General features: G+C 43.4%; 16 protein-coding genes. 4 read left to right on the forward strand and 12 right to left on the reverse strand.

Annotated elements, in window-relative coordinates:
- Positions 1-284: 284 nt before the first annotated feature.
- From sodB to Vt282_RS09600, 3 genes are all read left to right on the forward strand, one after another.
- Entirely contained in the window at positions 285-869 is a 585-nt protein-coding gene (gene sodB, locus Vt282_RS09590) for a superoxide dismutase [Fe] (protein WP_162063254.1), read from the forward strand.
- Positions 870-999: 130 nt separating this feature from the next.
- Positions 1,000-1,503 (forward strand): VC2046/SO_2500 family protein, encoded by a 504-nt coding sequence (locus Vt282_RS09595; protein ID WP_162045903.1) that lies wholly within the window; start codon positions 1,000-1,002, stop codon positions 1,501-1,503.
- Positions 1,504-1,699: 196 nt separating this feature from the next.
- Entirely contained in the window at positions 1,700-2,362 is a 663-nt protein-coding gene (locus tag Vt282_RS09600; RefSeq protein WP_162045902.1) for an SDR family oxidoreductase, read from the forward strand.
- On the opposite strand, the gene Vt282_RS09605 is transcribed toward Vt282_RS09600, so the two are convergent.
- From Vt282_RS09605 to Vt282_RS09650, 10 genes are all read right to left on the reverse strand, one after another.
- A complete protein-coding gene (locus tag Vt282_RS09605) occupies positions 2,337-2,819 on the reverse strand; it encodes a low molecular weight protein-tyrosine-phosphatase (protein WP_162063255.1) in 483 nt (160 codons plus the stop codon). The two genes, Vt282_RS09600 and Vt282_RS09605, sit on opposite strands and share 26 nt — an antisense overlap.
- 137 nt (positions 2,820-2,956) lie before the next feature.
- Positions 2,957-3,403, reverse strand: a complete 447-nt coding sequence (locus tag Vt282_RS09610; RefSeq protein ID WP_162045900.1) for a F0F1 ATP synthase subunit epsilon — start codon at positions 3,401-3,403, stop codon at positions 2,957-2,959.
- A gap of 16 nt (positions 3,404-3,419) precedes the next feature.
- Complete coding sequence (gene atpD / locus Vt282_RS09615) at positions 3,420-4,805, reverse strand: F0F1 ATP synthase subunit beta (protein WP_162045899.1); 1,386 nt, start codon at positions 4,803-4,805, stop codon at positions 3,420-3,422.
- Between the two features lie 20 nt (positions 4,806-4,825).
- Complete coding sequence (gene atpG / locus Vt282_RS09620) at positions 4,826-5,692, reverse strand: F0F1 ATP synthase subunit gamma (RefSeq protein ID WP_162045898.1); 867 nt, start codon at positions 5,690-5,692, stop codon at positions 4,826-4,828.
- A 37-nt stretch (positions 5,693-5,729) separates the two neighbouring features.
- Positions 5,730-7,271 (reverse strand): F0F1 ATP synthase subunit alpha, encoded by a 1,542-nt coding sequence (gene atpA, locus Vt282_RS09625; RefSeq protein ID WP_162063256.1) that lies wholly within the window; start codon positions 7,269-7,271, stop codon positions 5,730-5,732.
- 12 nt (positions 7,272-7,283) lie between these two features.
- Positions 7,284-7,832: a F0F1 ATP synthase subunit delta gene (locus tag Vt282_RS09630; RefSeq protein WP_162045896.1), complete on the reverse strand. Its 549-nt coding sequence runs from the start codon at positions 7,830-7,832 to the stop codon at positions 7,284-7,286.
- 17 nt (positions 7,833-7,849) lie between these two features.
- Entirely contained in the window at positions 7,850-8,320 is a 471-nt protein-coding gene (locus Vt282_RS09635; RefSeq protein ID WP_162045895.1) for a F0F1 ATP synthase subunit B, read from the reverse strand.
- A gap of 53 nt (positions 8,321-8,373) precedes the next feature.
- Positions 8,374-8,610, reverse strand: coding sequence for a F0F1 ATP synthase subunit C (gene atpE / locus Vt282_RS09640; protein ID WP_004730405.1), 237 nt, complete (start codon positions 8,608-8,610; stop codon positions 8,374-8,376).
- 52 nt (positions 8,611-8,662) lie between these two features.
- On the reverse strand, positions 8,663-9,433 hold the full coding sequence (gene atpB, locus Vt282_RS09645) for a F0F1 ATP synthase subunit A (RefSeq protein WP_162045894.1): 771 nt from the start codon (positions 9,431-9,433) through the stop codon (positions 8,663-8,665).
- On the reverse strand, positions 9,434-9,799 hold the full coding sequence (locus Vt282_RS09650; protein WP_232055048.1) for a hypothetical protein: 366 nt from the start codon (positions 9,797-9,799) through the stop codon (positions 9,434-9,436).
- 541 nt (positions 9,800-10,340) lie between these two features.
- Between Vt282_RS09650 and cobO the strand changes: the two genes are divergently transcribed.
- Complete coding sequence (gene cobO / locus Vt282_RS09655; protein WP_162063258.1) at positions 10,341-10,946, forward strand: cob(I)yrinic acid a,c-diamide adenosyltransferase; 606 nt, start codon at positions 10,341-10,343, stop codon at positions 10,944-10,946.
- Between the two features lie 53 nt (positions 10,947-10,999).
- Here the strand turns inward: cobO and Vt282_RS09660 are convergent, their stop codons facing one another.
- Together Vt282_RS09660 and udk are read right to left on the reverse strand one after the other, a co-directional pair.
- The gene (locus Vt282_RS09660; RefSeq protein WP_162063259.1) at positions 11,000-13,132 is read right to left on the reverse strand and encodes an AsmA family protein; all 2,133 of its coding nucleotides are present in this window, start codon (positions 13,130-13,132) and stop codon (positions 11,000-11,002) included.
- A 128-nt stretch (positions 13,133-13,260) separates the two neighbouring features.
- Positions 13,261-13,941, reverse strand: coding sequence for a uridine kinase (udk, locus tag Vt282_RS09665; RefSeq protein WP_162063260.1), 681 nt, complete (start codon positions 13,939-13,941; stop codon positions 13,261-13,263).
- Positions 13,942-13,986: the final 45 nt, after the last annotated feature.

Below are 13,986 nucleotides of genomic sequence, written 5' to 3' on the forward strand. Positions count from 1 at the left end.
CTAGCTCAAACCAGATGGTGTATGGCTAAGCCGACTTTTTCATGCCCATTTTGCTGCATTTCGCAGCAAAAGCCGCACTTTTTGTGTGTCTAAATAAGTGGTTAGAAACGACTTTTTTACCAAACAATTTACTTATGCGTGTTTTTGATCACGCAAAAACTTGCTAGACTAGGCAGCAAGTCAGTCAATTTGACAGTGATTCGCAAGGCCGCGAATCTTTAAAACAATAACATTTGGAAGAAATTGAAGAGAGTTCTCTTTCTACATATATGGAGAAACGAGCAATGGCATTTGAACTACCAGCTCTGCCTTATGCGAAAGACGCATTAGAACCACACATTTCAGCAGAAACTCTAGATTACCACCACGGTAAACACCACAACACTTACGTGGTTAAACTGAACGGTCTAATCCCAGGTACTGAATTTGAAGGCAAATCTCTAGAAGAGATCATCAAAACTTCAACTGGCGGCGTATTTAACAACGCAGCGCAAATCTGGAACCACACTTTCTACTGGCACTGTCTAGCGCCAAATGCAGGTGGCGAACCAACTGGCGCAGTTGCTGAGGCTATCAATGCAGCATTCGGTTCTTTCGAAGAATTCAAAGCGAAGTTCACTGACGCAGCAATCAACAACTTCGGTTCTTCTTGGACTTGGCTGGTGAAGAAAGCTGACGGTTCTCTAGACATCGTTAACACTTCAAACGCAGCAACTCCACTAACTGAAGCAGGCGTAACTCCGCTTCTAACTGTTGACCTGTGGGAACACGCTTACTACATCGACTACCGTAACCTACGTCCAGACTACATGAACGGTTTCTGGGCTCTAGTTAACTGGGATTTCGTTGCTGAAAACCTAGCTAAATAATTAGTGCGGTAAGCCAATTGTTCAAAAAGCCTGCAACTAGCAGGCTTTTTTTGTATCTATTGCTAATTTGCTTAAAGTTATTCGATAGTTAGCCGCTAATAGAGGCATCAAAGTAACAGAACCTGATGCAATGCAAGTCGAAGCAATTAACAACATCAATGCGATAACCGAACTTCAGTTCGGCATGGGGATTAACCATGCTGTGCACGAAGGGCGTCGTGCTGATTTTGCGCTGCTGCTATCGATGTTTTCTAATGACGTTCGTGACAATACACCCGTTGAACAAATTGAGACGGTAGAGATCACTGATAGTTCACTGCGTCAGCGTTTTGCGCTACCCGAACCTCAAGTACTCAAATCAGATCAGAGTTCTTACCAAATTTCAGCCTTACAGGCCCATCAATTCCATCATGGTGGACTGGCAAGCGCAAAACTCGCTCACTACCTTATTCCCGAAGCGCTCGTTTACTTACCTGAAGCCACTCATGATCTGCCGGAAGATGTGTACCACAACTTATCAATTCATCAACAACGCCAGCTTGGGGAAAAACAGCCCAAGAAACTGATGCCATTTGATCTTTACAATCAATTAGTTGAAGCACAGCGCAGTTATCAAATTCGAGCACAAGCCTAGCGCATGTTCACTTACCGCTCTGTACTAGCACATATTTTTTACCACAAAATGTCGCTTACCTAGATTGTGAATTAACGCAAAAAATGAACATTCAACCTAAGTAATTCACAACTTATTTGATGTTATTCACATCTAAATAACAATTAATCTACCATTCTATGTGGACAGATTTTCTGGCAACGTAAATGGAGAAAGTATGAAAATAGACAACGCAGTAGTCTTAGTCACCTCTGCCGGTTCTAGAGTTGGAGGCACCCTCGCAACTCACTTTTCTTCGTTGGGGGCCAAAGTAATCCTCTGTGATACCGATAAACGTCTATTGAATGAAACGTATGAGCGCTGCGCGTTATTAAATTCAGATACCTATCGCTTTGATGTTGAGGACTATTCTATTGCGTCTATCAAGCAACTCTTCGAGTTGATTGAACATCAGCTTCAGTGCAGCCCTGATATCTTGATCAATACGTTAACCTCTAAAGCCGTGCCTAATATTTTTGACCATGCGGCATACGACATGTTTTCGTTAAATCTAACCTCCCTAGCAAGCGCTCTGTTTGGATTTGGCCAAGCGACGGCACAACGTATGCGAGCAGAAAATAAGTGCGGAGTGATAGTGAACGTGATTGGTTACACCAACTACGAAGATATGGCAGGATTTGATAATGCCTCATCATTTGTTTCAGGGTTTACCCAAAGTTGGGCCAAAGAACTGACACCATTCAACATTCGTGTCGGAGGTGTGATTCCAAGTGGCGAAGCAAATGGACAAAATTGGTCAGAGATTCAAGATGAAGTGATTCGCAATACCGAATACATCATCTCGAATGAGTATTTTAGCGGTCGCGTAATGGCGGCTTAATTGGTGACGCTGATTGGCGTAATACGGCTTCAGCCGCTTCTTCTAGTAAATCCAGCACCAACTCAAAACCACGCTCACCACCATAATAGGGATCAGGGATTTCTTGTTGTTCTGATCCACCAAAACTTAAATAAAGTTTCAGCTTGTGTTGATACTGATTTGGACATATCGCCTTTAAATCGCGCAGATTATCTCGATCTGCCGCTAAAATCAGATCGAAATATTCGAAGTCGTTTGCTTCAACTTGTCGTGAACGAATCCCTTTGAATGAATACCCGCGGCGCTCACCAGCTTGACGTGAACGCTCATCAGGTGGGTTGCCTTGGTGATAACCGATGGTTCCCGCTGAGTCCACTTCAACGTCTATCCCCATCTGTTGTGCCTTGGCACGTAACACCGCTTCACCGGTCGGAGAGCGACAAATATTGCCCATACACACCACCAGTATTTTCTTCATCCTTGCACCTGCGAGATTGTTTGTTATTCACCGTTTTATCTTAGCGTGATATGCCCTCGGCTAAAATGCGGCATGGAAGAAAATTAGGGATTGCCAATAAAAAAGGGATTGAGTATTCGCTCAATCCCTTTTTTCATTTAGTGATGCTTAAAGCGTCCCACCAATTCTACTGCTCGCAATTGAGCCAAGGCTTTGGTCAATTCCAGCTGTGCTTGCTCAAAGCTCACACTGCCCACTTGAGCGTGGTTGATGTTGTCTAATGCCATTTGGCGAGCGGCTTCAGCACGAGCTTGGTCAATCTCTTCACCATGCAGTGCGGTATCCGCTAGCACCATCACCGTATCTGGCTGTACTTCCAGCATGCCACCTGAAATATACAAGATAGTTGGCTCTTGCTTTAGATCGGTCACAAAGCTGGCAATGCCTGGTTTAACGTTACTGATCAGTGGTGAGTGACCAGGACGAATCCCTAACTCACCACTCGCACCAGAAATCGCTAAGGCATGGGCTGGACCAGAAAAGATCGTACCTTCTGCACTTACAATTTGTAGTTCAAAGGTATTCTCACTTACTGCTATCGCCATATGAACTCCTCAGCCGTTATAGTGATTTGGCTTTTTCTAGCACTTCATCGATTGAACCGCAGTACAAGAAAGCTTGTTCTGGAATGTCATCGTATTGACCTGCTAGCAGACCTTTAAAGCCAGCAATGGTATCTTTAAGTGGTACGAACACACCTTTTTGACCAGTGAATACTTCCGCTACGTGGTATGGCTGAGTGAGGAAACGTTCCACTTTACGTGCACGTGACACCAACTGTTTATCTTCTTCAGATAATTCATCCATACCTAAAATCGCAATGATGTCTTTTAGCTCTTTGTAGCGTTGCAGTGTCATCTGTACGTTTTGCGCGACTTCGTAGTGCTCTTGACCCACAATCAGCGGATCCAATTGACGTGATGTAGAATCTAATGGGTCAATCGCAGGGTATAGACCGAGTGCGGCAATGTTACGTGATAACACCACAGTTGCATCTAAGTGAGCAAACGTTGTCGCTGGTGATGGGTCTGTTAAGTCATCCGCAGGTACATATACTGCTTGAATCGAAGTGATAGAACCCGTTCTGGTTGAAGTGATACGCTCTTGAAGCACACCCATCTCTTCAGCCAATGTTGGTTGATAACCTACCGCTGATGGCATACGACCTAGCAGTGCCGATACTTCTGTCCCTGCAAGGGTGTAACGATAAATATTGTCGATAAACAACAGTACGTCACGACCTTCATCACGAAAACGCTCAGCCATCGTTAAACCTGTTAGCGCAACGCGTAGACGGTTACCCGGTGGCTCGTTCATTTGGCCGTAAACCATGGCAACTTTATCCAGCACGCCTGCTTCTTTCATCTCAAAGTAGAAGTCGTTACCTTCACGAGTACGTTCACCAACACCGGTAAATACAGATAGACCCGAGTGAGCTTTCGCAATGTTATTGATAAGCTCCATCATGTTTACGGTTTTACCCACACCTGCACCACCGAACAGACCGATCTTACCGCCTTTAGCAAATGGACAGATAAGGTCGATAACTTTCACGCCAGTTTCTAAAAGCTCAGTGCTGTTCGCTTGCTCTTCATAGCTTGGGGCCGGGCGGTGAATACCATAACTGAGTTTTTCACCAATTGGGCCGCATTCATCGATTGGTTCACCCAATACGTTCATAATGCGACCAAGGGTTTCTTCGCCCACAGGCACAGTGATTGGCTCGCCAGTTGCGCGTACCGCAAGACCACGGCGTAAGCCGTCTGATGAACCCATTACTATGCAGCGTACGATGCCACCACCTAGTTGTTGTTGCACTTCTAAAACCAGTGCTGAAAACTCTTCATCCACCAAGCGCAGCGCATCATACACACGCGGGCCAGTGTTATTCTCAAATTCTACGTCAACGACAGCGCCGATGATTTTTACAATTTTACCGATACTCATTCTTAACCTCGGAATGTTCTTTATACCGCTTGTGCGCCGGATACGATTTCACTCAATTCTTGAGTGATGGCCGCTTGTCTCGCTTTGTTATAAACCAAACGCAGATCATCAATCAGTTGGCCTGCATTATCGGTGGCTGCTTTCATCGCAACCATACGAGAGGCTTGCTCGCATGCGACGTTTTCCACCGTACCTTGGTACACTTGAGACTCGATATAGCGTTGAATTAGATCATCCAAAATCACTCGTGGATCTTGTTCGTAGATATAATCCCAACGCGATGATTTCTTCGCATCGCTATCCAAATCGTCTTTTGGATAAGGCAATAGCTGCTTGATTATCGGTGCTTGAACAATGGTGTTTTCAAACTCATTGAACGCAATGTATAAGCGGTCAATTTCACCTTGTTTGTAGTAATCAAGCATCGCCTGAACCGTGCCCAGTAGATCTTCCAATTTAGGTTGATCACCTAAACCAGAAGTCTGAGCAACCACATGAGTCAAGCCATGGAAAAAGCTAATCGCTTTTGATCCAATCAAGGTGGTGTCAACCTCCACCCCTTTTGCTCGCCATTGCTGCATCTCGCTGAGCACTCGCTTAAATAAGTTAATATTCAAGCCACCACATAGACCACGGTCTGATGAGATGATGATATAAGCGACACGCTTCACTTCTCGTTCCATAAGAAATGGATGACTGTATTCAAGCGTACCAGCCGATACGTGGCTGATCACTCGACGCATACCTGCTGCATAAGGACGGGTCTTTTCCATATTGTCCTGTACCTTACGCATTTTGCTGGCGGCTACCATTTGCATCGCACTAGTGATCTTTTGCGTACTGTTAATACTGGCGATCTTCGTGCGAATCTCTTTTGTATTTGCCATAAAAAGCTCCGCTCTTATCTATTCGAGGATGACGCAATTACCAAGATTGCAATGCAACAAACTCTTCTAACAGCTTGGTAAGCTCGGCTTCGATTTGTTGGTTAAAGTCACCAGTGGCATTAATGTCTGCCATCAGTTGTGCGAAGTTCGATTTTGCGTAAGCAATAAGACCTTCTTCAAATGCACCCACTTTTGCCAACTCCACACCATTTAGGTAACCGCGCTCAGCAGCAAAAATCACCGCTGCTTGCTCTGCCACTGACATTGGTGCGTATTGTTTTTGCTTCATCAATTCGGTGACACGTTCACCGTGGTCGATTTGACGGCGAGTCGCTTCATCGAGATCGGAAGAGAACTGAGCAAACGCAGCCAATTCACGGTATTGAGCCAACGCAGTACGAATACCACCAGACAGTTTTTTGATGATCTTAGTTTGCGCAGCACCACCCACACGAGATACCGAAATACCTGGGTCAACCGCTGGACGTAGGCCTGAGTTAAACAGCTGAGTTTGCAAGAAGATCTGACCATCGGTAATCGAAATTACGTTAGTTGGTACAAACGCTGAAACGTCACCTGCTTGAGTTTCGATAATTGGCAATGCAGTCAATGAGCCAGTTTTGCCTTTGACTTCACCATTGGTGAAACGCTCAACATAAGCTTCATTTACACGTGCAGCACGTTCTAGTAGGCGAGAGTGCAAGTAGAATACATCACCAGGGAAAGCTTCACGGCCCGGTGGGCGTTTTAGTAGTAGTGAGATTTGACGGTAAGCAACGGCTTGTTTTGATAAATCATCATAAACAATCAGTGCATCTTCACCACGGTCACGGAAGTATTCACCCATGGTGCAACCTGCGTAAGGCGCTAAGTATTGTAACGCGGCTGATTCTGATGCTGATGCCACAACCACAATGGTATTTTCTAGTGCGCCATGCTCTGCGAGTTTGCGAACTACGTTAGCGATAGTTGAAGCTTTTTGACCAATAGCGACATAGATAGCTTTTACGCCAGAGTCTTTTTGGTTAATGATGGCATCAATCGCCATCGCTGTTTTACCAGTTTGGCGGTCACCGATGATCAACTCACGTTGACCACGGCCAATTGGTACCATTGAGTCAACGGCTTTGTAGCCAGTTTGAATTGGGGTATCAACCGATTTACGATCAATTACCCCAGGTGCGATAATTTCAACCGCGTTGTATTGTTTTGCGTTGATTTCACCAAGACCATCAATTGGTTGACCTAGCGTGTTCACCACACGGCCTAGCAATTCTGGGCCAACTGGCACTTCCAAAATGCGGCCAGTACCAGTAACTTTCATCCCTTCACTCAAGTCTGCATAAGGGCCCATCACCACCGCACCCACTGAGTGGCGTTCAAGGTTAAGTGCCAATGCATAACGATTGTCAGGCAATTCAATCATTTCGCCTTGCATCACATCAACAAGGCCATTAATGGTAATAATACCGTCGCAAATCGACACGATAGTGCCTTCATTGCGTGCTTGCGTACTAATGTCGAACGTTTCAATACGTTGTCTAATTAGATCGCTAATTTCTGTTGAATTTAGTTGCATCTTAAATACCTACTACACGTGCAAGTTAGTCGCTAAACGTTGAATTGAGGTCTGTAGAGAGCCATCAATCACTAACTCGCCGGCTTTAATTACCATGCCACCGATAAGATTTCGGTCGATTTTTCTCGCGAGGCTGATGTGACGATCAAATTTCTTCTCTAGCGCTTCGAGCAACTCTTCATACTGCTCATCATCTAAAGGCTCAGAGGTATATACCGTCACATCCAGACGCAAATCATTGTCATCTTTTAATTGAGTAAAAATCTCGGTAACACTACGCATGACGATTAAGCGCTGGTTTTCAGCCATCAGCTTGAGCAAATTCTGCATGTGCGAATCAATAAAGCCGTCACATACCGAGAACAGTAAGTGGAGGAAGTTATCCGTTTCGGATTTGCCACCCTGCTCCAATGCTTTCACTTGAGTCTCTAAACTTGGCTGCTCCATTACGTTGGCAACTAAATTTAGTCCTGCCATCCATTCGTCAAGTGCGTCATTTTCTTTTGCAAAATCAAAAGCCGCTTTGGCATATGGGTAAGCAATGGTTTGAATATCTGACATGTTGCTTCCCTTTTGCTTTAGATTTGCTTGATCATCTGGTCAACAAGATGACGGTTTGATTCCGTATCTAAATTTTTGCTGATCAGCTTTTGTGCACTTTGAATAACCAGATCCGCCATTTCCGCTTTCAGCTCTTGGCGTAGACGGTTACGTTCCGCCTCAATCTCGATATCACCTTGGGCAATAATGCGCGCTTTCTCTTCTTCAGCTTCTTTTACTGATTCATCGATAATCTGCGCTCGGCGTTTCTGCCCTTGCTCAATCAATTGGTTAACGTCTTTTTTGGCTTGCTCAATCATTTGCTCGCAATTTGCTCGAGTTAACGCCAGCTCTTTAGCCGCGTCTTCGGTATGACGTAAGCCTTGTGCGATCTCTTGTTGGCGTTCATCAAGCAATTTGACTAGCGGTGGCCATACATACTTCATGCAAAGCCAAACAAAAATCGCAAAGGATATAGCTTGACCAAGCATTGTTGCGTTTAAGTTCATCTCGCCCCCCTAATTAACGGACAGTTCTACTATTTCGATCTCGTTAAGGACAATTACGCAACTGCGAAGATGATGTATAAACCAATACCAACACCAATCATTGGAACCGCATCCACCAAGCCCATCATGATAAAGAACTGAGTACGTAGCATTGGGGTTAAATCAGGTTGACGAGCAACACCTTCTAAATATTTACCTGCTAGATTACCGATACCGGAAGCAGCACCAGCTGCACCTAAACCAATTAATAGTGCACCAGCAACATAAAGAACGGCACTTACAATATCCATAAATAACTCCGATATATTTTGTATATAACTTAAAAATAGAAAACTTTAAATATTAATGATGTTCTTCAACGGCCATTGCCAAATAAACAACGGTAAGAACCATAAATATAAATGCTTGCAAACAAACGATCAGGATGTGGAATAAAGCCCATGGAACACTTAATGCCCACTGCATCCACCACGGCATTAATGCGATCAGGATAAATATCATTTCCCCTGCATACATATTGCCGAATAATCGCAAACCCAATGAGATAGGTTTAGAAATTAGTGTTACAAGTTCCAGAATAAAATTCACTGGGTAAAGTAACGGATGTTGAAATGGTTGTGTGGTTAACTCTTTAATAAAGCCCACTAACCCTTTTGCTTTCAGCGTGTAGAAAATCACTAAGAAAAATACGCCTAAAGCCATCGACATCGTCACATTGACATCTGCTGAAGGAAGATCTCTGAAATGTTCAAAGCCTAAACTACGAGCAAGAGTAGGAACAAAATCAACTGGGATTAAATCGATTGTGTTCATCAGTAGCACCCAGACAAAGATGGTGAGTGCCATAGGGCCGATTAACTTATCTTTTGATTGGAAGATCTCACCGACTAGGTTGTTTACAAACTCAAACACAACTTCAATGAAGCATTGCAAACGACCTGGTACACCACGCGTCCCCTTGGATACCGCGTATCTAAATACCCCAATAAAAAGAAAGCCAAGTATCCAAACCATGAACATGGAGTCCATGTTTAATGCCCAAAAACCTGTCCCCTTAGTTAGAAATGTTAGATGGTGTTCAATATACTCATGGGCGGTCTGTACACTCTCCACCTATGCCTCCTTAGCATCATCATCGAGTACTTGTTTGTATAGAAGTGGTGCAACAAAATACCCGAGGAACGTAATGGCATAACTGATTAGTATCACGACATTTCGCATTTTGAAAAAGTGGAAAACGAGTGCAAACGAAATCACCGTATATACTAGTTTCACACTTCCGCTCAATTGCATTAAATCTTTAAGATCAACATTCGGTCTGTATTTAGCCTTGCGGCTAGCAACAAACATCCCAAACATGCCTGGAATAATTGCTAAAAATACACCAATGAATGCAGACTCAATATTTAACTCTCTATGAAATGAAGACAATAGTTCAAATGCAATTGCAAACAGACCGAAGGTCAATTGGCATAACATTATTTTCCTCATGGCTAATAATATATCTTTAGCAGTACTCTCTTCATAGCTATACCTTTTAGTTTTAATTTATTTATCCAACGACAAAATAACTAATGAATATAATTATTCGCAGCACTCTTCTGTTGCGAAAATTAAACTACTCCTAATTTCAAAATATGGAAATTGCAAAATCGAGCTTTATCATTCCATTTATGAGCGGATAATTATTCAAATACGAAACCATCAATTGCTCAAAACAAACGCTAACTTATATCAATATTTATTTTTCAATAAGTTAGATAAGAACAAGAGGTTTAACTTAGTAATAAATTAGTTAATTAAAACCTATCAATCACGAGTATTTCTTCGAAACTATTGATGTTAAGCAGCTCACTTTTTGCTCATTTCATTATTTAAAATTAACTTTCCATTGTTCAGTTGTTATGCAATCAAGCATTCTCAAAGGATTGATTGTGCAATTCACCTAGTGTATATGGGTTTTTATCCACACCTCATTGCTCTATTATGTAACTAAGCCAATGAGTCAAAAGGAATTCCCATGTCTACTGAAGACAACAAACAAGCCCAACACAAAGCTCGCCAAGAGAAAGTAAAGCAGCAAGTAGACGCTAAAATTGCCGCAGCTACCGAAGAAAAAGGCCTACTATTGGTCATTACTGGTAATGGTAAAGGCAAGTCCACATCTGGATTTGGCACCATTGCAAGGGCCGTAGGTCATGGCCTCAAATGCTCTGTTGCTCAATTTATTAAAGGCACTTGGGATAATGGTGAGCGTAACCTTTTGGAGAAACTTGGGGTTGAGTTTCAAGTGATGGCGACAGGCTTTACTTGGGAAACGCAAAATAAAGCCGCAGATACCGAAGCAGCGCAACTAGTATGGCAAGAGTGCAAACGCATGCTGCAAGATGACAGCATTGATGTGATTCTTTTTGATGAATTAACGTATATGGTGACTTACGGCTACATTGACTTAGACGAAGTGGTTGAAGCTCTCAATAATCGTCCGGCAATGCAATCTGTGGTGATCACTGGCCGTGCCGCTCATCGAACGCTAATTGAAATGGCGGATACCGTGTCAGAGGTAAGAAATGTTAAGCATGCCTTTGAATCTGGCGTCAAAGCACTAAAAGGTGTCGACTGGTAATTCTTGGACATAAAAAAGCCCGCTCATATAGCGGGCTTTGTCTTATCAACGAATTAGTTAAATAGATTTTTCAACAAGCCATCAACGGCTTTTTTCGTCTTCTCGTCTTTGATCTTATCGGTCAGTTTCTCAACGCCGCGATCGATCTCTTTTTGCGCTTTTTGCTTAAGCACATCATCTAACACCACTTTGAATTTAGGATTAGACCACGCACCTGAGACATTAACTGGGATAGTCAGATCTTTCAGTTCATCAATGTCTTTACCGCCTTGACCTTCTAAAGAACCAACAATTGACGTGCTAATCGTGAAGTCGACGGTCTCATTGATATAGTTGGCATCACCCTTACCACGAATACGCAATAGTGGTGATTGTGCATGCAAGTTGTCGGTCGTTACGACGCCATTTTTCAGATTTAAGGTCGCCGTCATTGCACTGAAATCAGTCTTCTTGACGTTGTCTTGCCCTTCCAGTTTTTGGCCTTTGATTTTGGCGTAAGTCTCACGAATAAGTTGAGCTACGTTAATGCCATTAACCGCTCCATCCGCAAAGTTGATTTTGATGGTACCTGCGAGGTTTTTCTTCATGGCGGTCGGCGCTAGGCCCTTACCCGTCACGTTCACATCAATATTACCCGTGCCTTCTAATTTGTCCATCTGCGCAACGTCAGTGAGTAAAGGAAGCACCTTCACACCGGTGATGGATTTCTTCGCACTGTAAGTCGCCGGTGAATGACGTGCATCCAAAGTTGCAGTGGCTTTAATTGAACCATCGTAAAGGTTTGAGCTAAACGACGATAACGTCACTAAACCACGATCAACACTGAATTTCGCTTGCACATTTTGCATGCGAGCATTGGCAGCTTTGAACTTATCAATAGTGATTGCACCAGTCACATCCAATCCTTGCAAAGCAGACAAATCTGGCTCTTGCTCCGTGGCTTTAACTGCTGTGTTTTCACTACCTGTTTGCTTGCTCGCCTCTGATGGTTCCGCTTTACTTGTTTCATCCGCTTTCGCGTTTAAACCCAAGAACTCATCTAGATCAATATTAGGACTATGCAGATTAAATGCGATTTGCGGAATATCCGCCAACGTCACATCCAACTTACCATCAAACTCCAGTGCATTGGCGGTGAGTTTCTCTAGTACAAAGCTCAGGTGATTCTTGGTTAGATTAAACTCAAGATCCGATGCCATATCGACGTTCATTGGCGATTGTGGCAAAGCTGCACCTTCGAAAGTCGCGTCCAAAGTCAACTGTTGCATCGACACCTGCGAGATTGCTTTATCAACGGTGAGCTCAGCGCCACCTTTAACATCTAGCGCTAAATCTGCGGCTTTGCCTTTCACTGCGTACTTAAGAGTATTGGGTTTATCGAATTCAAATGTCGCTAGCTCAATACTCGCTGCGTCGATTTTGTTCGTCGCATCACTGTAGCTGGCATCAAACTTTACATTACGCAGTGCGTAATCACTAAAGCCCGACGCCAACTTCAATTCTGCCGTACCTTGAGCGGCAAATTTCTGCAGATTAGTTTCACCTTTAAGAGCAAAATCCGCTTTACTCCACGCATCAAGTGCAAACTCAGTGAGCGTTAATGACACATCATAAAGTTTGGTGTGAGTGCCCGCTTTATCATCTTGAATATCAAGCAATGCATTGGTAATCGATACCCCTGCCAGATTTATTGACCACGCGGATGCCGCTGAATCCGAACTTGTTGTCTCTGATGATGCGGTTTTCGATTGTGATTCAGTGGTGGTAGAACTGTCTTGCGCCGCTTTAGATTGGTTTTGCGTTAACGCATCAAGGTTCTTTGCACCATCCTTGCGAGTCTCAATATAAAACTCAGCACCATCAAGCGTAATATTACCAATATCAAGTTGCTGACTAAACAGTGGCATCACCGATACATCAATACCAACTTGATCGACTTTGAATAAATCTGGCTGGCTAAAACCTTGTGGGTTTTTTAATTCAGTTTTACCAAGAGTAAAACCAAGCGATGGGAAGAATTGCCAATTGATATCCCCTTCAATCACCAAGTCCAAACCGGTTTGTTGTTTGGCTTGTTCAACGATCAAAGGCTTAAATTGATTAGGATTAACGAGTAGCACGAGTGCTAAGACTACGGCAATGATTGCCACTACCGGAATAGCGATAAATAACGCGAGTTTCTTCATCAGCAGAGTCCTTGCTTAATAGCTAAAAAGCTATTTAGTTGAGTAAAGATTACTCAAAGTATACTCAACTGACATCGAGATACTTGGGCGTACTTTACATAAAAAGAAAGTGGCACCTAAAGTGCCACTTATCTAGAGAAAAATAAAGTCTCGCCAGCAATATTACTGTTAAGATTTCGAAGCTTAGCAATATGAGCTTTCAATACATCAATAGCGATACGGTTTTTACCACCACGCGGTACGATGATATCTGCGTATTGCTTAGATGGCTCGATGAACTGCATGAACATTGGACGAACGGTTTCTTGGTACTGTTTTAATACCGATTCCATCGTACGACCACGCTCTTCAACATCACGCTTAACACGACGTAGTAGACAGATATCAAGTGGGGTATCCATAAACACGGTTGCGTGACAAAGCTTACGAAGACGTGGATCGGTAAGCAGCAAAATACCTTCAAGAATGATCACTTTTTTCGGTGTCATTGTTGTGGTGTTGGTAGTACGAGTATGCTCTGAGTAGCTGTACTCTGGCACTTCAACCGCTTCACCTTTTACTAGCTTTTCTAGGTGATCACACAATAGATCGTGATCCAGTGCGCTCGGGTGGTCGTAGTTGGTTTTTACACGCTCTTCCATGCTCAAATGCGTTTGATCGTTGTAGTAGCAATCTTCCGTAATTACACCAATTTGATGATCGCCTACCTTCTCGCGAAGTTCATTGTAAATAGTGCTAGCGATTAGGCTTTTTCCTGAAGCTGACGCGCCAGCAATACCGACGATTACACATTGATTATTATCAGACATTATTCTTGCACCCGATGAGATGAATTGGTTGGTGATCTGTGGCCT

Source organism: Vibrio taketomensis, assembly GCF_009938165.1.
In the GTDB taxonomy this organism is placed as follows: Bacteria; Pseudomonadota; Gammaproteobacteria; order Enterobacterales; family Vibrionaceae; genus Vibrio; species Vibrio taketomensis.

Bases quoted from the DNA above. Each gene is read 5' to 3' on its own strand.
- sodB (WP_162063254.1), top strand. From the start codon at position 285: ATGGCATTTGAACTACCAGCTCTGCCTTATGCGAAAGACGCATTAGAA.
- Vt282_RS09595 (WP_162045903.1), top strand. From the start codon at position 1,000: ATGCAAGTCGAAGCAATTAACAACATCAATGCGATAACCGAACTTCAG.
- Vt282_RS09600 (WP_162045902.1), top strand. From the start codon at position 1,700: ATGAAAATAGACAACGCAGTAGTCTTAGTCACCTCTGCCGGTTCTAGA.
- Vt282_RS09605 (WP_162063255.1), bottom strand. From the start codon at position 2,819: ATGAAGAAAATACTGGTGGTGTGTATGGGCAATATTTGTCGCTCTCCG.
- Vt282_RS09610 (WP_162045900.1), bottom strand. From the start codon at position 3,403: ATGGCGATAGCAGTAAGTGAGAATACCTTTGAACTACAAATTGTAAGT.
- atpD (WP_162045899.1), bottom strand. From the start codon at position 4,805: ATGAGTATCGGTAAAATTGTAAAAATCATCGGCGCTGTCGTTGACGTA.
- atpG (WP_162045898.1), bottom strand. From the start codon at position 5,692: ATGGCAAATACAAAAGAGATTCGCACGAAGATCGCCAGTATTAACAGT.
- atpA (WP_162063256.1), bottom strand. From the start codon at position 7,271: ATGCAACTAAATTCAACAGAAATTAGCGATCTAATTAGACAACGTATT.
- Vt282_RS09630 (WP_162045896.1), bottom strand. From the start codon at position 7,832: ATGTCAGATATTCAAACCATTGCTTACCCATATGCCAAAGCGGCTTTT.
- Vt282_RS09635 (WP_162045895.1), bottom strand. From the start codon at position 8,320: ATGAACTTAAACGCAACAATGCTTGGTCAAGCTATATCCTTTGCGATT.
- atpE (WP_004730405.1), bottom strand. From the start codon at position 8,610: ATGGATATTGTAAGTGCCGTTCTTTATGTTGCTGGTGCACTATTAATT.
- Vt282_RS09650 (WP_232055048.1), bottom strand. From the start codon at position 9,799: ATGTTATGCCAATTGACCTTCGGTCTGTTTGCAATTGCATTTGAACTA.
- cobO (WP_162063258.1), top strand. From the start codon at position 10,341: ATGTCTACTGAAGACAACAAACAAGCCCAACACAAAGCTCGCCAAGAG.
- Vt282_RS09660 (WP_162063259.1), bottom strand. From the start codon at position 13,132: ATGAAGAAACTCGCGTTATTTATCGCTATTCCGGTAGTGGCAATCATT.
- udk (WP_162063260.1), bottom strand. From the start codon at position 13,941: ATGTCTGATAATAATCAATGTGTAATCGTCGGTATTGCTGGCGCGTCA.